This is a genomic window from Micromonospora sp. NBC_01412 (genome assembly GCF_045040215.1).
Taxonomy (GTDB): domain Bacteria; phylum Actinomycetota; class Actinomycetes; order Mycobacteriales; family Micromonosporaceae; genus Micromonospora; species Micromonospora rubida.
Genome location: NZ_CP109528.1, coordinates 5,354,931 through 5,380,469, shown reverse-complemented (window position 1 = coordinate 5,380,469; position 25,539 = coordinate 5,354,931). Strand labels below are relative to the sequence as shown.

The following is a 25,539-nucleotide window of genomic DNA, read 5'->3' as shown; positions in this document are numbered from 1 at the left end:
GTCAGGACACCCCCAGCTCCCGGTCGATGAAGTCGAAGACCTCGTCCGGCGTGGCGTCGTGGAGCTTCTCGGCGACGGTGTCCCCGCCGCCGCCCGCCGGGGCGTCGTCCTCGTTGAGGGAGGCGAGCAGCGCCCGCAGCCGCTCGGTGATCCGAATCCGGGCGCTGCGGTCCGGCGCCGAGCCGGTGAGCGCCGCTTCCAACCTGTCCAGTTCGCCGAAGACCGGCGCGACACCGACCACCCCGCCGTCGACGATCGCCGCCCGGACGTACTCGGCGAGCCCGGCGGCGGTCGGGTAGTCGAAGACCACCGTGGCGGGCAGCCGGACGCCGGTCGTCGCGGACAGCCGGTTGCGCAGCTCCACCGCGGTCAGCGAGTCGAAGCCGAGCTCCCGGAAGGCCCGGTCCGGCTCGACGGCGTCCATCGAGGCATGCCCGAGCACGGCGGCGGCCTGGCCGCGTACCAGTTCCAGCAGGGTCTTGCGCCGCTCGGCGTCGGTCTGCCCGGCGAGCAGGGCGGCCAGCGACTCGGGGGACGCCCCGGAGTCGTCGGCCCGCTCGGTGACGGCCCGCTGTGCCTCGGCGACGCCCGTGAGCAGTGGGCTGGGCCGGACGGCGACGAACCCCGGCACGTACCGGGCCCAGTCGATCGCGGCGACCAGCGTGGCCGGTTCGCGCCGCGCCACGCACCGCTCCAGCGCGGCGAGGGCGGGCGCGGTGTCGAGGCGGGCCACGCCCGTGCGGCGGCGGCGCTCCTCCACGGCCGCGTCGGTGGCGGCCATCCCGCCGGCCGCCCAGGGACCCCAGGCGATCGAGGTGGCCGGCAGCCCCTGCCGCTGCCGCTGCTCGGCGAGGGCGTCGAGGTACGCGTTCGCGGCGGCGTAGCTGCCCTGGCCGGCCGCGCCGAGCTGGCCCGCCATCGCGGAGAACAGCACGAACGTGCGCAGGTCCCGGCCGACGGTCAGCTCGTGCAGGTGCAGCGCGCCGAGCACCTTGGGGCGCAGCACGGTGGCGATCCGGTCGGCGGTGAGGCCGTCCAGGACCCCGTCGTCGAGGACGCCCGCCGCGTGCACGACGCCGGTCAGCGGCGCGTCGGCGGGCACGTCGTCGAGCAGCTTCGCCAGTGCCGCCCGGTCGGCCACGTCGCAGGCCGCGACGGTGACCCGGGTGCCCCCGTCGGTCAACTCCCGGGCCAGTTCGGCGGCGCCCGGCGCGTCCGCGCCCCGGCGACTGACCAGCAGCAGGTGCTCGGCGCCCCGGGCGGCCAGCCAGCGGGCCACCTCCGCGCCGAGCGCGCCGGTGCCGCCGGTGACCAGCGTGGTGCCCCGGTGGTCGGGCGCGTCGGCGGCGGGGGCTCCGGCGGGAGCCCGGACCAGCCGGCGGACGAGGACGGTGGCCCCGTCGACCGCGAGCTGGTCCTCGCCGTCGAGGCCGGCGAGGGCTGCGCAGAGCAGGTCCCAGCCGTGGTCGTCGAGGGTGGCCGGCACGTCGACGAGGCCGCCCCAGCGCTCAGGGTGTTCCAGGGCGACGACCCGACCGAGGCCCCAGAGCAGCGACTGCTCCGGCCGGTCGACGGTCCCGCCCCGGGTGGTGCCGGCGGCACCCCGGGTGACGCACCACAGCGGCGCGGACACGTCGAGGTCGCCGAGGGCCTGGATCAGGGCCAGCGAGCGGGCGAGGAACGGCGGCACCGGCTGGGTGTCGTCGACCGCGCCGTCGGCGAGGGCCAGCAGCGACAGGACGCCGTCCGCCGGGGCGGTGTCCCCGTCGGCGGTGCGGGTGGCGGCGGCCAGGTGCTCGGCGACGGCGGCCCGGTCGGCCAGCCGTTCGGGCAGCAGCACCAGCCGGGCGTCGGCGCCCCGGCGGGTCAGCTCGGCGACCGCCGTCTCGCCATCGGCCGCGTGCCGCTCGTCGGCGACGACCCACCAGGCGCCGGGGATGAAGCTGACGGGCGTCCCGGTGTACGGCTGCCAGACGCTGCGGTAGCGCCAGTCGTCGAGGGTGGACCGTTCCCGCTGCTGCCGCCGCCAGGAGGCGAGCACCGGCAGGGCCGCGCCCAGCCGTTCGAGCGAGTCGGCTGCGCTCTGCGCGGTGAGTTCCGCCAGCGCGGGAAGGTCCTCCCGCTCGACGGCGGCCCAGAACGCGGAATCGACGCCGGTGGGCGCGTCGTCCTGACCGGGCTGCCCGGCGGCGGTCGGCCAGAACCGGTCCCGGTCGAAGGCGTACGTGGGCAGCGGCACCACGTCGGTCTCCGCAAGCACCTTCGTCAGGTCGACGGGCAGGCCGACCGCGTGCGCGGTGGCCAGGTTCGTCAACAACCGGGTCGCGTCATCGTCGCCCCGCCGCAGGCTGCCCAGGGTATGCCCGGTCACCCCGGCGTCATCCAAGATCGCCGTCACCGGCATCGTCAACACCGGATGCGGGCTGATCTCCACGAACGTGGAATGCCCCGCCGCGACCGCGACGCGGATCGCGGCATCGAACTGCACCGTCCGGCGCAGGTTGTCGTACCAGTAGTCCGCGGTCATGCTCGCCGGGTCCACCCAGTCCCCGGTCAACGTCGACACGAGACGAACGTCGCCCGCCTGCGGGGTCACGCCGGCCAGGTCCGCTCGCAACTGCTCGGCGACCTCCTGCACCGACACCGAGTGCGACGCGTAGTCCACCGGAATCAGCCTTGCCCGGAGCCCTTCGGCCTGGCACGCCTCCACCAGGTCCGCCACGGGCTGCGGCGGACCGGACACCACCACCGTGCCGGGACCGTTCACCGCCGCCACCCCAACACCGGGGAACTGCGCGAGACGGGCGGCGACCGCATCGGCGGACAGATCCACCGACGCCATCGCCCCCGTACCCCGCAACACCGCCAAAGCACGCGAACGCAGCGCAACGGTCCTCGCCGCGTCGTCCAGGGACAGGATCCCCGCCACACACGCCGCGCCGATCTCACCCTGCGAGTGACCGACCACCGCCTGCGGCACCACCCCCGCCTGCCGCCACACCGCCGCCAGGCCGATCCCGACAGCCCACAACACCGGCTGCACCACCTCGACCCGGTCCAACCACGACTCGTCCTCGCCCGTCAGGACGGAGACGAGATCCACATCGAGATACGGGGCCAGAGCCCGCTGACACTCCGCCAACCGCGCGTCGAACACCGGTGTCCGACCCACCAGACCCGCCGCCATCCGCGCCGACTGCGCACCCTGACCCGGGAACACGAACACCGGACCCGCACCGTGGGACGCGACAACGCCCGTGACGGCCGTCCCCGCAGGCGCACCCGCACCCAGGGCGTCCAGGCCGGACAGCAGCTCCTCGACGCTCGACCCGACCACCGACGCCCGGTGGTCGAACGCCGACCGGGTGGTCGCCAGGGACCACGCCACCCCGGTGGGCGCGACGCCGTCGTGCTCACGCACGTACCGGGCCAGGCGGGCGGCCTGGCCGGCCAGGGCCGCCCTGGACCGGGCCGACACCGGCCACACCGTCATGTCCGAGGCGACCAACCCCGAGGCCTCCGTGGGGACGGCGACCTGCTCGGCCGGCTCGTCGTCGGCCTGCTCAATGATCACATGCGCGTTGGTGCCGGAGATGCCGAACGACGACACCGCCGCCCGACGCGGCCGGTCCACGGCCGGCCACGGGGTGGCCTCGGTGACCAGCTCCACCGCTCCCGACGACCAGTCGATGTGCGGCGAGGGCCCGTCGACGTGCAGGGTCGCCGGGACGACGCCCTCCTGCATGGCCAGCACCATCTTGATGATTCCGGCGACGCCGGCCGCCGCCTGGGTGTGGCCGATGTTCGACTTCACCGAGCCCAGCAGCAGCGGCTCGTCCCGGCCCTGTCCGTAGGTGGCCAGGAGCGCCTGCGCCTCGATCGGGTCGCCCAGCGTCGTGCCAGTGCCGTGCGCCTCGACCACGTCCACGTCCGCCGTGGTCAGTCGCGCCGACGCGAGGGCCTGCCGGATCACCCGCTGCTGGGACGGGCCGTTCGGCGCCGTCAGACCATTGCTGGCACCGTCCTGGTTGACCGCGCTCCCCCGCACGATCGCCAAGACCCGGTGCCCGTTGCGCCGTGCGTCGGCAAGCCGCTCCACCAGCAGCACGCCGACGCCCTCACCCCAGCCCGTGCCGTCCGCGCCAGCCGCGAACGCCTTGCACCGCCCATCGGCGGCCAGTCCCCGCTGCCGCGAGAACTCCACGAACAACCCGGGCGTGGCCATCACCGTCACGCCACCCGCGAGCGCCAGGTCGCACTCGCCGCGCCGCAGCGACTGCACCGCCAGGTGCAACGCCACAAGGGACGACGAACACGCCGTGTCCACCGACACCGCAGGCCCCTCCAACCCCAACGCGTACGCCACCCGACCCGACACCACACTCGCCGCATTCCCCGTCCCCGCGAACCCCTCCACCTCATCCACAGAAACCATCAACAGGGCCCCATAGTCCTGACCATTCGTCCCCACGAACACCCCTGTTCGCGAACCCCGCAACCCCCCCGGATCAACCCCTGCCCGCTCCACCACCTCCCACGACGCCTCCAACAACAACCGCTGTTGCGGATCCATCGCCAGCGCCTCACGGGGCGAGATCCCGAAGAAGGCCGCATCGAAGTCCGCCGCCTCGTACAGGAAGGCGCCGTTGCGTACGTAGGAGGTGCCGGTGGAATAGGGGTCGGGGTCGTACAGGCGCTCGACGTCCCAGCCCCGGTCGCCGGGCAGGTCGGAGACGGCGTCCCGGCCGGCGTGCAACATCTGCCAGAACCGCTCCGGGTCACCCGCGCCGCCGGGGAACCGGCAGGACATGGCGACGATCGCCACCGGCTCGTCGTCGCTGAGCGTCACCCGCGCGGTTTCCACCGGGGCGTCGGCCCCGCCGCCCAGCTCTTCGTGCAGGTGCCGGGCGAGCGCGGTGGCGGTGGGGTAGTCGAAGACCAGGGTCACCGGCAGGCGCAGCCCGGTGGCGGTGGCGAGCCGGTTGCGCAGCTCCACGGCGGTCACCGAGTCGAAGCCGAGGTCCCGGAACGCGTGGTGCGGGTCGATGGCCTGGCCGCCGTCGTACTTGAGGACGGTGGCGGCCTGGTCGCGGACCAGGTCGAGCAGCGCCTGCTGGCGCTCGGCGGCGCCCATCCGGGTGAACGCCCCGGCCGGGCCGGCCTCCTCCGCCTCCTTCGCCTCGACGAGGCCCTTGGTGGCCGCCAGGCGCTGCGCCTCGGGGATCTCGGCGATCAGCGGCCCGGGCCGGGTGGCGGTGAACGCGACGTAGAACCGGTCCCAGGCGATGTTGGAGATGGTCAGGAAGGTCTCGTCGTGCTCGACGGCCTGGTGCAGCGCGGTGACGGCGAGCCGGGGGTGCATCTCGGGCGCGCCGTGGCGGTGCAGCATCCGGCCGAAGTCGCCTTCGGCCATGCCGCCGCCGCCCCACGCGCCCCAGCCGATGGAGGTGGCGGGCAGGCCGAGGCCGCGCCGGTGCTCGGCGAGGGCGTTGAGGAACGCGTTGCCGGGGGCGTAGTTGCCGACGCCGGAGCTGCCGACGGTGCCGGCCATCGAGGAGAACAGGATGAACGCGTCGAGGTCGAGGTCGCGGGTCAGCTCGTGCAGGTTGAGCGCGGCGTTGACCTTGGCGCTCAGCGCGTAGTCGACCTGTTCGAGGGTGAGCGAGTTGATCACGGAGTCGTCGAGGACGGCGGCGGTGTGCACGACGGTGGTCAGCGGGTGCTCGGCGGGCACGTCGGCGATGACGGCGGCGAGCGCGTCGCGGTCGGCGGCGTCGCAGGCGGCCACGGTGACCCGGGCGCCCAGGCCGGCCAGCTCGGCCTCCAGCTCGGCGATCCCCTCGGCCTGCCGGCCGCGCCGGCTGAGCAGCACCAGGTGGGACGCGCCGTTGGCGGCGAGCCAGCGGGCCATGTGCCCGCCGAGGGCGCCGGTGCCGCCGGTGACCAGGGCGGTGCCGGAGGGCCGCCAGGTCCGGGTGGCGGGGGCGTCGCCGAGCGGGGCGCGCAGCAGCCGGCGGCCGAACGCGCCGGCCTGGCGCAGGGCCACCTGGTCCTCGCCGTCGGCGCCGGTGAGGACGCGGACCAGCCGCCGGCCGGCCGCGTCGTCCAGCTCGTCAGGGAGGTCGACGAGGCCGCCCCAGCGGTCGGGGTGTTCCAGGGCGGCGACCCGGCCGAAGCCCCAGGCGAGCTGCTGCACGGGGTGCGGCAGCGGGTCGGCGGGGTCGGTGGAGACGGCTCCGGAGGTCAGCGTCCACAGCGGGGCGCGGACGCCGGCGTCGCCGAGGGCCTGGGTCAGGGTGACCGTGCCGGCGAAGCCGACCGGCGCGGACGGGTGCGCCGGGGCGGGCGTCTCGTCGAGCGCGAGCAGCGACACGATCCCGGCGACCGGTCCCGCCGCGGCGAGGTCGCGCAGCCGGTCGGCGAGGGCGGCGCGGTCCGTCCGTTCGGCGTCCAGGGCCAGGGGTACGACAGTGCCGCCGCGCCGGTCGAGGGCGTCCCGGCAGAACGCGGCCTGGGCCGTGTCGGTGTCGTCGGGTCCGGTGACCAGCCACCAGGTGCCGGTGGCGGTGGGTTCGCCGGGCCCGTCGACGGCGACGGGCAGCCAGGCGTCGCGGTACCGCCAGGAGTCCACGGTGGCCTGGTCGCGGTGCCGGCGGCGCCAGGCGGCGAGGGCGGGCAGCACGCCGGCGACGGCCGTCTCGGGCAGCGCGTCGGTCGCGTCGGCGGCGAGTTCGGCGGTGAGGGCGGTCAGGTCCTCGGCCTCGACGGCGGCCCAGAACCGGGCGTCGACCTCGTCGACCTCGCCCGGGCCGGCGGCCGGGGCGGACGCCGGGGCCGGCTGCGGCCAGTAGAGCTGTCGCTGGAACGGGTACGTGGGCAGGTCGCGGCGGTGCGCGGCCAGCCCGGCGAACGCGGGTCGCCAGTCGACGGGCGTACCCCCGGCGTAGGCCTCGGCCGCGGCGCGGAGGAACCGGCCGAGGCCGCCCTCGTTGCGGCGCAGCGTGCCGGTGACGGTGACCGCGCCCGGGTCGGCGGCGGCCAGCTCGACGCTCTCCTGCACGGCCATGGTGAGCACCGGGTGGGCGCTGACCTCGACGAAGGTCTGGTAGCCGGCGGCGACGAGGCTGCGCACGGCGTCGTCGAAGCGGACGGTCTGCCGCAGGTTGCGGTACCAGTAGTCGGCGTCGAGGCCGGCGGTGTCGAGCCAGTCGCCCTCCACGGTGGACCGGAACCGGATCTCGCTGGTGCGCGGGGTCAGCCCGGCGAGCAGGTCCAGGAGCTGCTCGCGCAGCGGCTCGACGTGGGCGGAGTGCGAGGCGTAGTCGACGGGGATCCGGCGGACCCGCACCTCGCGGGCCTCGTAGTGGGCGACCAGCTCGTCGAGGGCGGCGACGTCGCCGGACACGACGACGGAGGTGGGGCCGTTGACGGCGGCGAGGGCGACCCGGCCGTCCCAGCGGGCGATGGTGCCGGTGGCCTCGTCGGCGGTGGTGGCGACGGAGACCATCCCGCCGTCCCCGGCGATGCCGGCGATGATCCGGCTGCGCAGGGCGACCACGGCCGCCGCGTCGTCGAGGCTGAGGGCGCCGGCGACGTGCGCGGCGGCGATCTCGCCCTGCGAGTGCCCGACGACGGCGGTCGGGCGGACCCCGTACGACTCCCAGAGCGCGGCGAGGGAGACGCCGACCGCGAACAGGGTGGGCTGGACGACGTCGACCCGGTCCAGGGAGGGTGCGTCGGGTACGCCGCGCACCACGTCGGTCGGCGACCAGTCGACGTACGGGCGCAGCGCCTCGGCGCAGGCGGCGAACTTCTCGGCGAAGACGGGTGCGGTGTCGAGCAGCTCGGCGGCCATGCCGATCCACTGGGAGCCCTGGCCGGGGAAGACGAAGGCGACCTCGCCCGGCGTACCGGCTCCCCGGGTGACGGTCTCAGGGGTGGGCCGGCCGTCGGCGAGCGCGCCCAGCGCGGCGGTCAGGCCGTCCCGGTCGGCAGCGAAGACGACGGCCCGGTGCTCCTGGGCCGCCCGGGTGGCGACGAGGGACCAGCCGACGTCGGTGAGCGCGGCGTCGGCAAGCCCGGCGCCGGCGACGAGGTGGTCGGCCAGGTCGCGGGCGCGGGCGGCGAGGGCGTCGGCGGTACGCCCGGACAGCACCCAGGGCAGCTCCCCGGCCGGCCCGCCGGCGGTCGGGGCGGGCTCCTCGGCGGGGGCCTGTTCGAGGATGGTGTGCACGTTGGTGCCGCTGATGCCGAACGAGGAGATCCCGGCGCGGCGCACGCCGTCGGCCGGCTCCCAGGGGCGGGCGGCGGTGAGCAGCTCGACGCTGCCGGCGGACCAGTCGACGTGCGGGGTGGGCTCGTCGACGTGCAGGGTGGGGGGCAGCACCCCGTGCCGCATGGCGAGCACCATCTTGATCACCCCGGCGACGCCGGCTGCTGCCTGGGTGTGGCCGATGTTCGACTTGATCGAGCCGAGCCACAGCGGCCGGCCGGCGGGGCGGTCGTGGCCGTACGTGGCGATGAGCGCCTGGGCCTCGATCGGGTCGCCGAGGGTGGTGCCGGTGCCGTGCGCCTCGACGGCGTCGACCTGGTCGGCGGTGAGCCGGGCGTTGGCCAGGGCCTGCCGGATGACCCGCTGCTGGGCGGGGCCGTTGGGGGCGGTGAGCCCGTTGGACGCGCCGTCCTGGTTGACGGCGCTGCCCCGCACGACGGCGAGGACCGGGTTGCCGTCGCGGCGGGCGTCGGAGAGCCGCTGGAGGACCAGCAGGCCGACGCCCTCGCCCCAGCCGGTGCCGTCGGCGGCCCCGGCGAACGGCTTGCACCGGCCGTCGGCGGCCAGCCCGCGCTGCCGGGAGAAGCCGACGAAGATGCCGGGGGTGGCCATCACGGTGGCGCCGCCGGCCAGGGCCAGGTCGCACTCCCCCGCCTGGAGGGCCTGCGCGGCGAGGTGCATGGCGACCAGCGACGACGAGCAGGCGGTGTCGACGGTGACGGCGGGGCCGTGCAGCCCGAAGGAGTACGCCAACCGGCCGGAGATGACGCTGGCGGAGGTGCCGGTGGCGAGGTAGTTCTCGTCGACGCCCCCGGCGGCCATCAGCAGCGAGCCGTAGTCCTGGCCGTTGGTGCCGACGTACACGCCGGTGCGGCTGCCGCGCAGCGCGGTCGGGTCGATCCGGGCCCGCTCGAACGCCTCCCAGGTGGTCTCCAGCAGCAGCCGCTGCTGGGGGTCCATGGCCAGGGCCTCCCGGGGGCTGATGCCGAAGAAGGCGGGGTCGAACTCGCCGGCCCCGGCGACGAAGCCGCCCTCACGGACGTAGCTGGTGCCGAGGTGTTCGGGGTCGGGGTGGTACAGCTCGGCGACGTTCCAGCCGCGCTCGCCGGGCATCAGGGTCATCGCGTCGGTGCCGCCGGAGACCAGGTCCCACAGCTGCTCGGGCGAGGACACCCCGCCGGGGAAGCGGCAGCTCATCGCGACGATGGCGATCGGCTCGCGGTGCAGGTCGGTGCCGTCGGCGACCACCTCGCCGGGTGCGTGGCCGGCGGTGCGGTCGTGCAGGTGGGCGGCCAGCTCGGCGACGGTGGGGTGGTCGAAGACGAGGGTGGCGGGCAGCGTCATGCCCGTCTCGGCGGTGAGCCGGTTGCGCAGCTCGACGGCGGTGAGCGAGTCGAAGCCGAGGTCGCGGAAGGTGCGGTCGGGCAGCGGCTGGCCGGCCGGGTAGCCGAGCACCACGGCGGCCTGGGTACGGACCAGCTCGGTGAGCTGCGGCAGGGAACGGCCGACGACCACGGCGCGGACGGGGCCGGCGGGCGCGGCGGGCACCCCGGGCAGGGCTGCGATCAGCGGGGTGGACCGGCCCCAGGCGGCGGCGAGGCGTCCCCAGTCGACGTCGGCGACGGTGAGGGCCGGCTCGGCGGCGTTGACGAGGCGGCCGAGCGCGGTGACCGCCTCGGCGGCGGGCAGCGGGTTGACGCCGCCCCGGGTGAGCCGGGCGGTCAGCGCGGCGGTGGCCGCGGCCATCCCGTCGGAGGCCCAGGCGCCCCAGGCGAGCGCGGTGGCGGGCAGCCCCTGGCCGCGCCGCCAGGCCGCGAACGCGTCGAGGTACGCGTTGGCCGCCGCGTAGTTGCCCTGGCCGGCGCTGCCGACGACCCCGGCGAGGGAGGAGAAGAGCACGAACGCGTCGAGGTCCCGGCCGGCGGTGGCCTCGTGCAGCACCCGGGCGGCGCGGACCTTGCCGTCGAGGACGGTCTGCATCCGGGCCGGGTCGAGGCCGTCGAGGACGCCGTCGTCGACGACCCCGGCGGTGTGCACGACGGCGGTGAGGTCCGGCAGGCCGGCGACCAGCGCGGCTACGGCGTCGGCGTCGGTGACGTCGCAGGCGACGATCCGGGCGCCGCCCAGCTCGGCCAGCTCCCCGGTCAGCTCGGCGGCGCCGGGGGCGGCGGGGCCCCGCCGGGAGGCGAGGACCACCTCGGCGGCCCCGTTGGCCAGCAGCCACCGGGCGGTGTGCCGGCCCAGCGCACCGGTCCCGCCGGTGACCAGCACCGTGCCCGACGGCCGCCAGCCCGGCCCGGCGGGCGGAGCTGCCGGGACGAGGCGGCGGCCGAAGGTGCCCTGCGGGCGGATGGCGACCTGGTCGTGGCCGGCGTCGGCGAGGACGGCGAGCAGCGCGTCCCCGGTGACCCGGTCGAGGCGGTCGGCGGTCCCGCCGGGCGGGGTGCCGTCGGCGGGCAGGGCGGTGCCGACTGGCAGGGCGGGCAGGTCGATCAGGCCGCCCCAGCGGTCGGGCTGTTCCAGGGCGACGACCCGGCCGAGACCCCAGGCCGCCGCCGACGCCGGGTCGGCGACGGTCTCGCTGCCGCCGACGGACACGGCGCCGCGGGTGACGCACCACAGTCGACCGGCCAGGCCGGTGTCGGCGAGGGCCTGGACGAGGGTGAGCAGCAGCGCGGTGCCGGCGGGCACGGCGGGGGCGTCCGGCAGCGCCGCGTCCCCCTCGGGCAGCACGCACAGCACCCCGGCCCACCCCGCCCCGCCGCCCTCCCGCAGCACCTCACCCAACTCACCCCGCCCGGCCCCAACGGGCACGACGAGCCGATCAACGCGCGCCCCCGCCCTAACCAGCACACCCGCGACCCCCGACAGCTCCGCGCGATCTTGCACTTCGGGCCCCGACGAAAGCCGCGTAACGCCCTTCTCGGGGGCCGAAAGTGCAAGATCGACGGGGGTGGGGGTGGGGGTGGGGGTGACGATCAGCCAGCGGGATGTTAAGGACGGGGTGGGGGTGGGGCGGACGGGGTGCCAGTCGACGCGGTACGACCAGGCGTCGAGGACGGCGTCGCGGAGGCGGGCCCTGCGCCAGGACGACAGGACCGGCACGGCCGGGGCGAGCGCCTCGACGGCGGCCGGGTCGTCCTGCACGGCCAGGTGGGACGCCACGGCGGGCAGGTCGCCGCGTTCCACGGCCGCCCAGAAGTCGCCCTCCGTGCCGTCGGCCGGCCCGGTCTGGTCGGCGGCGGGGGCGAACTCGGGCCAGTAACGCTGGTGCTGGAACGCGTACGTGGGCAGGTCGACCCGGGTCGCGCCCGTGTCGGCGAACCACGGCTGCCAGGTGACGGGGACGCCGTGGACGTGCAGCTCGCCGAGGGCGGCGAGCAGGGCGGCGGCCTCGGGCCGGTCGGCGCGCTGGGCGGCGACGGCGAGGACGCCGGCGTCGCCGGGCAGCGCGTCGGCGGTCATCGCGGTCAGCACGCTGCGCGGCCCGACCTCCAGGAACGTGTCGACGCCGGCGGCGCGCAGCGCGGTCACCCCGTCGGCGTACCGGACGGCCTCCCGGACGTGCCGCACCCAGTGGTCGGCCGTGCGGATCTCGTCGGGGTCGGCGAGCGCGCCGGTCAGGTTCGACACCACCGGCAGCAGCGGGGCGGCGAACGTCAGCTTGTCGAGCACCGCCCGGAACCGGGCCAGCATCGGCTCCATGAGCGGGCTGTGGAAGGCGTGGCTGACGGCGAGCCGGCGGGTGCGGGCGCCCCGGTCCCGCCAGGTCCGCTCGACCTCGTCGAGGGCGTCGGCGTCGCCGGACACGACGACGGCCGTCGGCCCGTTGACGGCGGCGATCCCGACCCGGTCGGTCAGCCCGTCCAGCGTCGGCAGGACGTCGGCCTCCGGCGCGGCGACGGCGAGCATCCCGCCGCCGGCCGGCAGGGCCTGCATCAGCCGGCCCCGGGCGGCGACCAGCGCGCAGGCGTGTTCGAGGGAGAGCACCCCGGCCACGTGGGCGGCGGTGACCTCGCCGATCGAGTGGCCGCCGACGAGGTCCGGCGCGATCCCGAACGACTCGACGAGCCGGAACAGGGCCACCTCGACGGCGAACAGGCCGGCCTGGGTGAACACGGTCTGATCCAGCAGGGCCGCCTCGGCGGTGTCCTCGGCGGCGAACAGCACCTCCCGCAGGGGGCGCGGCAGGGTCCGATCCAGGTGCCCGCACGCCTCGTCGAGGGCGGCGGCGAACACGGGGAAGGTCTCGTACAGCTCCCGGCCCATGCCGGCGCGTTGCGCGCCCTGGCCGGAGAAGAGGACCGCGAGCTGGCCGCGGGTCGAGCCCGTGCCGGTGAGCACGGTGCCGGCCGGCGAGCCGGTGGCGAGGGCCCGCAGCCCGGCGAGCAGGTCGTCCCGGCCGGTGGCGGCGACGACGGCGCGGGTGTCCAGGGGGGACCGGGAGGCGACCGACGAGTGGGCGACGTCGAGGGGACGCAGGTCGGCGTCGGCGTCCAGCCACCCGGCCCAGCGGCCGGCCTGCGCGGCGAGCGCGGCCTCCGACCGGGCCGACAGCAGCACCGGTACGACCGGACGGCCGGCCGTCGGGGCCGGGGCGTCCTCGCCCGCCTCCGGGGCGGGGGCCTGCTCGACGATGGTGTGCGCGTTGGTGCCGGACACCCCGAATGACGACACGGCCGCCCGGCGGGGCCGGTCCACGGCCGGCCACGGGGTCGCCTCGGTGGCGAGGCTGACGGCACCGGCGGTCCAGTCGATGTGCGGGGACGGCTGGTCGACGTGCAGGGTCGGCGGGACGACGCCGTGCCGGATGGCCAGCACCATCTTGATCAGCCCGGCGACGCCTGCGGCGGCCTGGGTGTGGCCGATGTTCGACTTGACCGAGCCGAGCAGCAGCGGCGCGGCGTCGCCCCGGTCCTGCCCGTACGTGGCCAGCAGCGCCTGCGCCTCGATCGGGTCGCCGAGCCGGGTGCCGGTGCCGTGCGCCTCGACGACGTCGACCTGCTCGGGGGTGAGCCGGGCGTTGGCCAGGGCCTGCCGGATGACCCGCACCTGGGAGGGGCCGTGCGGGGCGCTCAGCCCGTTGGACGCGCCGTCCTGGTTGACCGCGCTGCCCCGGACCACGGCAAGGACCGGGTACCCGTGGCGCTGGGCGTCGGAGAGGCGGGCGAGCAGCAGGATGCCGATGCCCTCGGACCAGGAGGTGCCGTCGGCGCCGGCGGCGAACGCCTTGCACCGGCCGTCGGCGGCGAGGCCGCGCTGCCGGGAGAAGCCGACGAAGACCGCCGGGGTGGGCATGACCGTCACGCCGCCGGCCAGGGCCAGCTCGCAGTCGCCGTTGCGCAGCGCCTGCGCGGCGAGGTGCACGGCGACCAGCGACGACGAGCAGGCGGTGTCGACGGTGACCGCCGGCCCTTCGAGGCCGAGGGTGTACGCGACCCGGCCGGAGATGACACTGGTCGCGTTGCCGGTGAGCAGGTGCCCCTCGCCGTTCTCGGCCTGGGCCTGGGCCATCATCCCGTCGTAGCCGTGCGACGCGGCCCCGACGAACACGCCGGTGCGGCTGCCCCGCACCGCCGGCAGCGGCAGCCCGGCCCGCTCGAACGCCTCCCAGGACGTCTCCAGCAGCAGCCGCTGCTGCGGGTCCATGGCGACGGCCTCGCGGGGCGAGATGCCGAACACGTCGGCGTCGAAGTCGACGGCGTCGTAGACGAAGCCGCCCTCGGACACGTAGCTGGTGCCCGGGTGGTCGGGGTCGGGGTGGAACAGCCGGTCGAGGTCCCAGCCCCGGTCGGCGGGGAACGGGCCGATGCCGTCCCCGCCGTCGCGGACGAGGTCCCAGAGCTGCTCGGGTGAGGAGACGCCGCCGGGGTAGCGGCAGCTCATCGCCACGATGGCGATAGGCTCCTGCGCCCGGTCCTCCAGCTCGCGCAGCCGCCGCCGGGTGCGCCGCAGCTCCGAGGTCGTACGCTTCAGGTACTCGACGTACTTCTCGTCCTCGTTGCTCACCGTGGACCCACCTCACTCGGCATGTCGTGGTCGTTGCGGCTGGTCACGACGTCTCCAGCTCGCGGTCGATCAGGTCGAAGATGTTCTCGGCGGTGGCCGACTCCAGGTCGTCGTCGCCGTCCGCTTCGGACTGCCGCTCGGCCAGCCGGTCCAGCAGGCCGTGCAGCCGTTCGGCGATCCGGCGGAACTCGTCGTCGGCCGGGTCGAGGCCGGCGAGCGCCGCCTCGAGGCGGTCGAGTTCCCGCCCGGCCACCGCCGACGGGTCCGCCGCGCCGGCCGGGGCGAACTGCCCGGCGAGGTGCGCGGCGAGCGCCGCCGGCGTCGGGTTGTCGAAGACCAGCGTCGCCGGCAGCCGTAGCCCGGTGGCCGCGCCGAGCCGGTTGCGCAGCTCGACCGCGGTGAGCGAGTCGAAGCCGAGTTCCCGGAACGCGCGGGTCGGTTCGATGCCGGCGGGGTCGCCGTGGCCGAGGACGACGGCCACGTGCGACAGCACCAGGTCGCGCAGGGCGCGTACCCGCTTGTCGTCGGAGAGGCCGGCCAGGGTCGCGGCGAACGCCTGCCCGTCGGCGGCCTCACCGGCGGCGGCCCGGCGGCCGGCGGCGCGGACCAGGCCGGCCAGCAGCGGATGGACGGGCGCGCCCGGCGCCGCCACCCCGGTGCTGATCTTCGCCGGCATGAGCACGGGGCGTTCGGACCGCCAGCCGGCGTCGAACAGGGCCAGGGCCTCGTCGTTGGACAGGGCGGCCATGCCGCCCCGGTCGAGCCGGCGGATGTCGGCGGCGTCGAGGTGCCCGGTCATGCCGCTGGCCTGCGCCCACCGGCCCCAGGCGAGGGCGACCGCCGGCAGGCCGAGGGCCCGGCGGTGCTCGGCGAGGGCGTCGAGGAACGCGTTGCCGGCGGCGTAGTTGCCCTGCCCGGGGCCGCCGAACACGCCGGCGGCGGCGGAGAACAGCACGAACGCCGTCAGCTCATGGTCGAGCGTGGCCCGGTGCAGGTTCCAGGCCGCGTCGACCTTCGGCCGCAGCACCGCATCGAGCCGGTCGGGGGTGAGCGACTCGACGGTGGCGTCGTCGAGGACCCCGGCGGCGTGCACGACGGCCCGCAGCGGGTGCCGGGCGTCCACCATGGACAGCACGTCGGCGACGGCGTCCGGGTCGGCCAGGTCGGCGGCGACGATCGACACGTCCGCGCCGAGCGCCTTGAGGTCGGCCAGCAGCTCGTCGGCGCCCTCGGCGTCGGGGCCGCGCCGGCTGACCAGGAGGAGCTGCCGGGCGTCGTGCGCGGTGACCAGGTGCCGGCAGAGCAGCGCGCCGAGGGTGCCGGTGGCGCCGGAGACGAGAACGGTGCCGTCGAGCCGGGGCGGCTGCGGGATGCTCAGGGCGAGCTTGCCGACGTGCCGGGCCTGGCTGAGGAAGCGGAACGCCTCCGGGGCCCGCCGCACGTCCCAGGTGCGCCGGGGCAGCGGGCGCAGCGCGCCGGTGGCGAACAGCGCCATCAGCTCGCCGAGCATCCGGCCGATGGCGTCCGGCCCGGCCTCGATGAGGTCGAAGACCTGGTAGTCGACGCCGGGGTGGGCCTCGGCGATCAGCCGTGGGTCCCGCTTGTCGGTCTTGCCCATCTCGACGAACCGGCCGCCCGGGGCGAGCAGTCGCAGGGACGCGTCGACGAACTCGCCGCTGAGCGCGTTGAGCACCACGTCGACGCCCCGCCCGCCGGTGCGGTCGCGGAACTCCTCGGCGAAGTCGAGGGTGCGGGAGGAGGCGAGGTGCGCGTCGTCGAAGCCGGTGGCGTGCAGCGCCGGCCACTTGCCGGGGCTGGCCGTGCCGTAGACCTCCGCGCCGAGGTGGCGGGCGATCTGCGCGGCGGCCATCCCGACGCCGCCGGCCACCGCGTGCACCAGCACGGACTCCCCCGCCGTCAGCCGGCCCAGCTCGGCCAGGCCGTACCAGGCGGTCAGGAACACCACCGGCACGGCGGCGGCCTCGGCGTACGACCAGTCGTCGGGGACGCGGGTGAGCAGGCGGCGGTCGGTGGCGGCGACGGAGGAGAACGAGCCGGAGAAGATGCCCATCACCCGGTCGCCCGGGGCGAGGTCGGTGACCCCCGGCCCGACGTCGAGCACCACGCCGGCGCCCTCGTTGCCCAGCACCTCCTGGTCGGGCACCATGCCGAGGGCCAGCACCACGTCGCGGAAGTTCAGGCCGGAGGCGCGCATCGCGACGAGGACGTGGCCGGCCGGCAGGTCACCCTGCGCCGGGGCGGGCAGCAGGGCCAGGTTCTCCAGCGTGCCCTTCTCGGTGACGTCGAGCCGCCACGGCGTGCCGTCGGCGGGCAGCGGCAGCGCCCCGGCGTCGCGGGCCCGGACCAGCCGGGGCGCCAGCGGCGCGCCGTCGCGGACCGCGAGCTGCGGCGCGCCGGAGGCGACGGCCGCCGGGACGGCCGCGAGGGAGGCTGCGGCGCCGTCGGTGTCGAGCAGCGTGAACCGGCCCGGGTGCTCGGACTGGGCCGACCGGACCAGCCCCCACACGGCGGCGCCGGCCAGGTCGCGGGGGGCCTCGCCGGGGGCCGCGCCGACCGCGCCGACGGTGTGCAGGACCAGCCGGGACTGCTCCAGCCGGGGCTCGCCGAGCCACGCCTGCACCAGCGCGAGGGCGTCCCGGGCCGCGTCGTGCGCGGCCTCGGCCACCCGCGCCAGGTCCGCGCCGGTCGCCAGGTCGACCACCACATCGGGTACGTCCCCGGAGCGCTCGATCGCGGCGACCAGCGCCGCCAGGTCGGGGTGGCCGTCGACGGGGTACCCGGCGGCGGTCAGCGCGTCGCCGAGGCCGGGGGTGTCGTCGCCGAGCAGCGCCCAGCGGGTCGTCCCCGCCGCCGCGTCGGCCGCCGGCAGCGGCGTCCAGTCCAGGTGGAACAGGGCGCTGCGGCGCAGCGCGGCGGCCTCGTCGGCCCGGCCGGCGGCGACCGGGCGGAAGGTCAGCGACTCGACGGTGGCGACCAGCTGGCCGGCGGTGTCGGCGAGGGTCACCGCGACGGTGTCCGGGCCCAGCGGGCGCATCCGCACCCGCAGCCGGGTCGCGCCGTGGGCGTGCAGGCCGACCGCCCGGAAGGCGAACGGCATCCAGCCGGTGCCGGCGGCGGCGTCCTCGCCCAGCAGGTCGGTGAGCCCGCTGACCTGGAGGGCCGCGTCGAACAGCGCCGGGTGCAGCCCGAACCGGGACGCCTCAGCGGCGGCGGAGTCGGGCAGGGCCACCTCGGCGTAGACCTCGTCGGCGCCGCGCCACACCCGGCGCAGGCCCTGGAAGGCGGGGCCGTAGCCGAGACCTCCCTCGGCCATCCCCGCGTACCAGACGTCGAGGTCGGCGTCGACCTCGACCGCGTCGGCCGGCGGCCACTCCCCCGGAACGACCACCGGGGCGGGAAGCTGCGGGAGCAGCAGGCCCTCGGCGTGCCGGGTCCACTCGCCGGAGCCGTCGTCCTCGGGCCGGGAGTGCACGGTGACGGCCCGCTCGCCGGCGTCGCTCGGCGCGCCGACGCGCACCTGCACCTGCACGGCGCCGCCCGGCGGGAGCACGAGGGGGCTGATCAGCGTCAGGTCGCCCACGTGTCCGGCGTCGACCTCGTCGCCGGCCCGGACCACCATGTCGACGACGCCGGTGCCGGGGACGATCACCGCGCCGCCGACGGCGTGGTCGGCCAGCCACGGGTGGGTACGCACCGACAGCCGGCCGGTGAGCACCACCGTCTGGTCGTCGGCGACGGGGATCGCCGCGCTGAGCAGCGGGTGGCCGGCGTCCTGGAGGCCGGCGGAGGCGACATCCTGCGCCCGGTGGGCGGGCGGGTCCAGCCAGTACCGGCCCCGGTCGAAGGCGTAGGTGGGCAGGTCGATGGTGGCCGTGGCGGCGAGCACGTGCGTCAGGTCGACGGGCAGGCCGATCGTGTGCGCGGTGGCCAGGTTCGTCAACAACCGGGTCGCATCGTCGTCGCCCCGCCGCAGGCTGCCCAGGGTGTGCCCGGTCACCCCGGCGTCATCCAAGATCGCCGTAACCGGCATCGTCAACACCGGATGCGGGCTGATCTCCACGAACGTGGAGTGCCCCGCCGCGACCGCGACCCGGATCGCGGCATCGAACTGCACCGTCCGGCGCAGGTTGTCGTACCAGTAGTCCGCGGTCATGCTCGCCGGGTCCACCCAGTCCCCGGTCAACGTGGAGACAAGGCGGGTGTGACCGGCCTGCGGGGTCACGTCGGCCAGGTCCGCGCGCAACTGCTCGGCGACCTCCTGCACCGACACCGAGTGCGACGCGTAGTCCACCGGAATCAACCGGGCCCGGATACCGTCGTCGGTGCACCCCTGAACCAGGTCCGCCACCGGCTGCGGCGGCCCGGAGACGACCACCGTGGCCGGACCGTTCACGGCCGCCACGCCGACGCCGGGGAACTGCGCGAGACGGACGGCGACCGCGTCGGCGGACAGATCCACCGACGCCATCGCCCCCGTACCCCGCAACACCGCCAAAGCACGCGAACGCAGCGCAACCGTCTTCGCCGCGTCGTCCAGGGACAGGATCCCCGCCACACACGCCGCGCCGATCTCACCCTGCGAGTGACCGACCACCGCCTGCGGCACCACCCCCGCCTGCCGCCACACCGCCGCCAAGGCGATGCCGACGGCCCACAACACCGGCTGGACGACCTCGACCCGGTCCAACCACGACTCGTCCTCGCCCGTCAGGACGGAGACGAGATCCACATCGAGGTACGGGGCCAGAGCACGCTGACACTCCGCCAGCCGCCCGTCGAACACCGGCGTCCGACCCACCAGACCCGCCGCCATCCGCGCCGACTGCGCACCCTGACCCGGGAACACGAACACCGGACCCGCACCGTGGGAGGCGGCCACGCCCGTGACCACGTCGGCGGCCGGCAGGCCGCCCGCGAGCGCTTCCAGGCCCGCCACCAGGTCCTCGACGGTCGACCCGACGACCGACGACCGCTGGTCGAACGCGGACCGGGTCGTGGCGAGGGACCACGCCACGGCGGCGACGTCTAGGTCGCCGCGTCCCCGGAGGTGGGCGGCGAGGCGGGCGGCCTGGCCGGCGAGGGCCGCCCTGGACCGGGCCGACACCGGCCACACGGTCACATCCGCGTCGACCAGGCCCGGGGCCACGGCGACGACGTCCGGATCGGCGGGCTCGTCGGCCTGCTCGATGATGATGTGCGCGTTGGTGCCGGACATGCCGAACGAGGACACCGCCGCCCGCCGCGCCCGGCCCGTCTCCGGCCATGGCGTGGCCTCGGTGACGAGGGCGACCGCCCCGGCCGTCCAGTCGATGTGCGACGACGGCGCGTCGACGTGCAGCGTCGCGGGTACGGTCCCGTGGCGCATCGCCTGCACCATCTTGATGATTCCGGCGACGCCGGCGGCGGCCTGGGTGTGGCCGATGTTCGACTTGATGGACCCGAGCAGCAGCGGCGCGGCGTCACCCCGGTCCTGCCCGTAGGTGGCCAGCAGCGCCTGCGCCTCGATCGGGTCGCCCAGCGTCGTGCCCGTGCCGTGCGCCTCGACCACGTCCACGTCCGCCGTGGTCAGTCGCGCCGACGCGAGGGCCTGCCGGACCACCCGCTGCTGCGACGGGCCGTTCGGCGCGGTGAGCCCGTTGGACGCGCCGTCGGAGTTGACCGCGCTGCCGCGCACGATCGCCAACACGTGATGCCCGTTGCGGCGGGCGTCGGACAGCCGCTCGACCAGCAGCACGCCGACGCCCTCACCCCAGCCCGTGCCGTCCGCCGCCTCCGCGAACGGCTTGCAGCGGCCGTCGGCGGCGAGGGCTCGCTGGCGGGAGAACTCGGCGAACGTGCCGGGGGTGGTCATCACGGTGACGCCGCCGGCCAGGGCGAGGTCACACTCGCCGCGCCGCAGCGACTGCACCGCCAGGTGCAACGCCACAAGGGACGACGAACACGCCGTGTCCACCGACACCGCAGGCCCCTCCAACCCCAACGCGTACGCCACCCGACCCGACACCACACTCGCCGCATTCCCCGTCCCCGCGAACCCCTCCACCTCATCCACAGAAACCATCAACAGGGCCCCATAGTCCTGACCATTCGTCCCCACGAACACCCCTGTTCGCGAACCCCGCAACCCCCCCGGATCAACCCCTGCCCGCTCCACCACCTCCCACGACGCCTCCAACAACAACCGCTGCTGCGGATCCATCGCGGAGGCTTCCCGTGGCGAGATGCCGAAGAACCCGGCGTCGAAGTCCGCCGCGTCGTACAGGAATCCGCCCTGGTCGGAGTACGTGGTGCCGGGGTGTGCCGGGTCGGGGTCGTAGAGACGGTCGAGGTCCCAGCCCCGGTTGGTGGGGAAGTCGCCGATGGCGTCGACGCCGTCGGCGACGAGCCGCCACAGCCGATCCGGGTCGTCGGCGCCGCCCGGGTAGCGGCAGGACATGGCGACGATGGCGATCGGCTCGTCGTCGTCCACGGTGGTCGCGGCGGCGGTCGGGGCCGGCTCGGCGGCGGTGCCGAAGAGGCCGGTGAGCAGGTGGCGGGCCAGCACGACCGGGGTGGGGTGGTCGAAGACGAGGGTGGTGGGCAGCGCCCTTCCGGTGGCGGCGACCAGCCGGTTGCGCAGCTCCACGGCGGTCAGCGAGTCGAAGCCGAGGTCCCGGAACGCGGTGGAGGCCGGGACGGCGGCGGGTCCGCCGTCGTGGCCGAGCACGTCGGCGGCGAGTTCGCGGATCAGGTCGGCGACGGTTTCCTCGCGCCGGGCCTGGGTGAGCCCGGCCAGGCGGCGGCGCAGGGTCGCGGCCGGGCCGTCGTCGCCGTCGTCGGCGGGCGCGCCGCCGTCGAGGGCGGCCTTCGCCTCCGGTACGCCCTCCAGCAGCGGTCGCCGCCGGGTGGAGGCGTACGCGGGGGCGAACCGGGACCAGTCGACGTCGGCGACGGTGAGGGTGACGTCGTCGTGGTCGAGGGCCTGTTGCAGGGCCCCCATGGCGACGACGGGGTCCATGGCGGGCAGGCCCCGGCGGCGCAGCTGCTGGTCGGAGTCCGCGCCGTGCATTCCGCCGTCGGCCCAGGGGCCCCAGGCGATGGCGGTGCCGGCGCGGCCGTCGGCCCGACGCTGCTGCACGAGCGCGTCGAGGTAGGCGTTGCCGGCGGCGTACCCGACCTGGCCGGCGCTGCCCCAGGTGGCGGCGATGGAGGAGTAGACGAGGAAGGCGTCCAGTTCCCGGTCGGCGAGCAGGTCGGCGAGGTGGGTGGCGCCGGCCGTCTTGCCGGCGGTGACCTCGGCCAGTTCGGCGGCGGTGACCGCCATGAGCGGGGTGGTCTGGGCGATGCCGGCGGTGTGCACGACGGTGCGGACGGGCGGGCCGTCGTCCTCGACGCGGTCGAGGAGGGCGGCGACGGCGGCCCGGTCGGCGATGTCGCAGGCGGCCACGGTGACCCGGGCGCCGAGCCCGGTCAGTTCGGCCTCCAGTTCGGCGGCGCCGGGGGCAGCGAGGCCGCGCCGGCTGACCAGCACGATGTGCTCGGCGCCGGTGGCGGCGAGCCAGCGGGCGGCGCGGGCGCCGAGACCACCGGTGCCGCCGGTGATCAGGGCGGTGCCGGTGGGCGCGTAGCGGCGTACCGGGGGGCGGTCGCCGACGGCGGCGCGGACCAGGCGGCGGGCGAAGACGCCGGGGCCGCGTACGGCGAGCTGGTCTTCGCCGCCGGGGCCGGTGAGGATCGCGGCGAGCCGGCCGGCGGCGCGGTCGTCGGGGTGGGTCGGCAGGTCGACCAGGCCGCCCCAGCGGTGCGGGGCCTCGACGCCGACGACCCGGCCGAGGCCCCAGATCGCGGCCTGCGCGGGGTCGGCGAGCCGGTCGTAGGAGGCGGCGGCCACCGCGCCCCGGGTGACCAGCCACAGTGGCGCGTCGAGGCCGGCGTCGCCGAGCGCCTGGACCAGGGCGAGGGTGGCGGGGAGGCCGGGCAGGGCGGCACGGTCGGCGGTCGGCGGTTCCCAGGCGAGCAGGGAGACCACCCCGGCGGCCTCGGCGGCGGCCTCGGTCACGGCGGCGGCGAGGGCGGCCCGGTCGGCGCCGGGTTCGACGGTCAGCGGCAGCGGTTCGGCGCCGGCGGCGGTGAGCGCCGCGCGGACGGCCCGGACGGCCGGATCGTCGTCGCCGAGGCCGGCGGGAAGGGCCAGCAGCCAGGTGCCGGTGAGCCGGCCGGCGGCGGGTTCGGCGGTGACCTGCCAGTCGACCCGGTAGCGCCAGCCGTCGAGCAGCGAGTGCTCCTGCCGCTGCCGCCGCCAGTCGGCGAGGACGGGCAGCAGGGTGCGCAGGGACTCGGCGGCGGCCTCGTCGTCGACGGCCAGGGTGTCGCGCAGGGCGTCCAGGTCGGCCCGTTCGACGGCGTCCCAGAAGCGCCGGTCGAGCAGCCCGGTCGCGGCGGCGGCCGGGTCGGCAGGTTCCTCGGCCGGCACCCAGTAGTGCTGCCGCTCGAACGGGTAGGTGGGCAGGCCGACGAGGCGGCCGGGCCGGTCGGCGAGCAGGTCGGCCCAGGCCACCGGCGTGCCGGCGACGTGCAGCCGGGCGAGCGCGCCGAGCAGGGCGCGGCGTTCCGGGCGGTCGCGGCGCAGCACCGGCACGACCACGGCGGGGGCGACGTCGGGGGTGGCCTCGACGGTGGCGAGGGTCTCCTCCGTGCTGGCGGCGAGGACGGCGTCCGGGCCGACCTCGACGAACGTGCCGACGCCGTGGGCGCGCAGGGTGCGCACGCCGTCGGCGAAGCGGACGGCCTCCCGGACGTGCCGCGCCCAGTACCCGGGGGTGCGCAGCTCCGCCGGGTCGGCCAGTTCGCCGGTCAGGTTGGACACGACGGGCAGGATCGGGGCGCGCAGGTCGAGGCCGGCGACGACGGCGGCGAACTCGGCGAGCATCGGCTCCATGAGAGGGCTGTGGAAGGCGTGGCTGACCCGCAGCCGCCGCACCTTCGCGCCCCGCCCGGCCCAGAGTTCGGCCAGCTCGTCGACGGCCGGGCCGGCGCCGGAGACGACGACGGAGGCGGGCCCGTTGACGGCGGCGACGGCGACCCGGTCGGTCAGCCCCTCCAGGGTGGCGGCGACGTCTGCCTCTGTCGCGGCGACGGCGAGCATCGCCCCGCCGGCCGGGAGCGCCTGCATGAGCCGGCCCCGGGCGGCGACGAGGGCGCACGCGTCGTCGAGGGTGAGCACGCCGGCCACGTGGGCGGCGGTGACCTCCCCGATGGAGTGCCCGGCGACCAGGTCGGGGGTGATCCCCCAGGAGCCGAGGAGCCGGTGCAGGGCCACCTCGACGGCGAAGAGACCGGCCTGGGTGAAGACGGTCTGGTCGAGCAGCGCCGCGTCGTCGGTGCCGGGCTCGGCGAACATCACCTCACGCAGCGGCCTGGGCAGCCGGGGGTCAAGGTGGGCGCAGACCTCGTCGAGGGCCTGCGCGAAGACGGGGTACGCCTGCGACAGCTCCCGGCCCATGCCGGCGCGCTGGGCGCCCTGGCCGGAGAAGAGGAAGGCGACCGCGCCGCGTTCGGCGGCGGCGCCGGTGACCAGGCCGGGGGCGGGCCGGTCGTCGGCGAGGGCGGTCAGGGCGGTGAGCAGGGTGTCCCGGTCGTCGGCGAGGACGACGGCCCGGTGCTCCAGGGGGGACCGGGAGACGACCGAGGACCAGGCCACGTCGGCGAGGCGCAGGTCGCCGGCGGCGACGTGCCCGGACCACTGCTCGGCCTGGCGGCGCAGCGCGGCGCGGGTGCGGCCGGTGAGCAGCACCGGCGCGGGCGCGGGCAGGCCCGGCCGGTCGGTCTCGGCGGGGGTGTCCTCGGGCTGTTCGAGGACGAGGTGGGTGTTGGTGCCGCTCATCCCGAACGAGGAGACGGCGGCCCGGCGGGGCCGGTCCACGGCCGGCCACGGGGTCGGCTCGGTGACCAGGGTGACCGCGCCGGCGGCCCAGTCGACGTGCGGGGTCGGCTGGTCGACGTGCAGGGTGGCGGGCACGGTGCCGTGCCGCATCGCCATGACCATCTTGATGATCCCGGCGATCCCGGAGGCGGCCTGGGTGTGGCCGATGTTCGACTTGATCGAGCCGAGCAGCAGCGGTGCGGCGTCGCCCCGGTCCTGGCCGTAGGTGGCGAGCAGCGCCTGGGCCTCGATGGGGTCGCCGAGGGTGGTGCCGGTGCCGTGCGCCTCCACCACGTCGACCAGGTCGGGGGTGAGCTTCGCGCCGGCCAGGGCCTGCCGGATGACCCGCTGCTGGGAGGGGCCGTTGGGGGCGGTGAGGCCATTGGACGCGCCGTCGGAGTTCACGGCGGAGCTGCGGATGATCCCGAGGACGGGGTGGCCGTTGCGGCGGGCGTCGCTGAGGCGTTCGAGCAGCAGCATGCCGACGCCCTCGGACCAGCCGGTGCCGTCGGCGGCGGCGGCGAACGACTTGCACCGGCCGTCGGCGGCCAGGCCGCGCTGCCGGGAGAACTCGACGAACGGTCCGGGGGTGGCCAGCACGGTCGCGCCGCCGGCCAGGGCGAGGCCGCACTCGCGCTCGCGCAGGGCCTGGCAGGCGAGGTGGATGGCGACGGACGCCGACGAGCAGGCGGTGTCCACGGTGACGGTGGGGCCCTCCAGCCCGAACGTGTACGCCAGCCGCCCGGAGACGACGCTGGCGGCGGTGCCGGTGAGCACGTACCCCTCGACGCCGGGGGCGCGGTGCAGCACGGCGGCGTAGTCCTGCCCGGAGGTGCCGACGAAGACGCCGGAGCGGCTGCCGCGCAGCGACAGCGGGGCGATGCCGGCCCGTTCGAACAGCTCCCAGGTGACCTCCAGCAGCAGCCGCTGCTGTGGGTCCATGGCGACCGCCTCGCGGGGGGAGATGCCGAACAGTGCGGCGTCGAACTTCCCCGCGTCGCGCAGGAACCCGCCGGAGCTGGTGGTCGAGGTGCCGGGCCGGTCGGGGTCGGGGTGGTGCAGCCGGTCGAGGTCCCAGCCCCGGTCGGTGGGGAACTCACCGATGGCGTCCCCGCCGGCGGAGACGAACGACCAGAGGTCCTCGGGTGAGGTGATGCCGCCGGGGTAGCGGCAGCTCATCGCCACGATGGCCACCGGCTCGGACTCCTCGGCGGTGACCTCGCGGAGCCGTTGGCGGGTCTGGTGCAGCTCGGCGATGACCCGCGTCAGGTACTCGCGCAGCCTCTCTTCGTCCGCCATGGTTGATCTCGCTCCCTCGTTCTTCACCGGTACGTGA

Annotated in this window: 2 protein-coding genes; both read right to left on the bottom strand. The window is 76.2% G+C overall.

Annotation, left to right across the window (positions count from 1 at the left end; all coding sequences use genetic code 11):
* Nucleotide 1: 1 nt before the first annotated feature.
* The gene (locus OG617_RS23935) at nucleotides 2-14,281 is read right to left on the bottom strand and encodes a type I polyketide synthase (protein ID WP_405095220.1); all 14,280 of its coding nucleotides are present in this window, start codon (nucleotides 14,279-14,281) and stop codon (nucleotides 2-4) included.
* A gap of 43 nt (nucleotides 14,282-14,324) precedes the next feature.
* Nucleotides 14,325-25,529: a type I polyketide synthase gene (locus tag OG617_RS23930; protein ID WP_405095219.1), complete on the bottom strand. Its 11,205-nt coding sequence runs from the start codon at nucleotides 25,527-25,529 to the stop codon at nucleotides 14,325-14,327.
* Nucleotides 25,530-25,539: the final 10 nt, after the last annotated feature.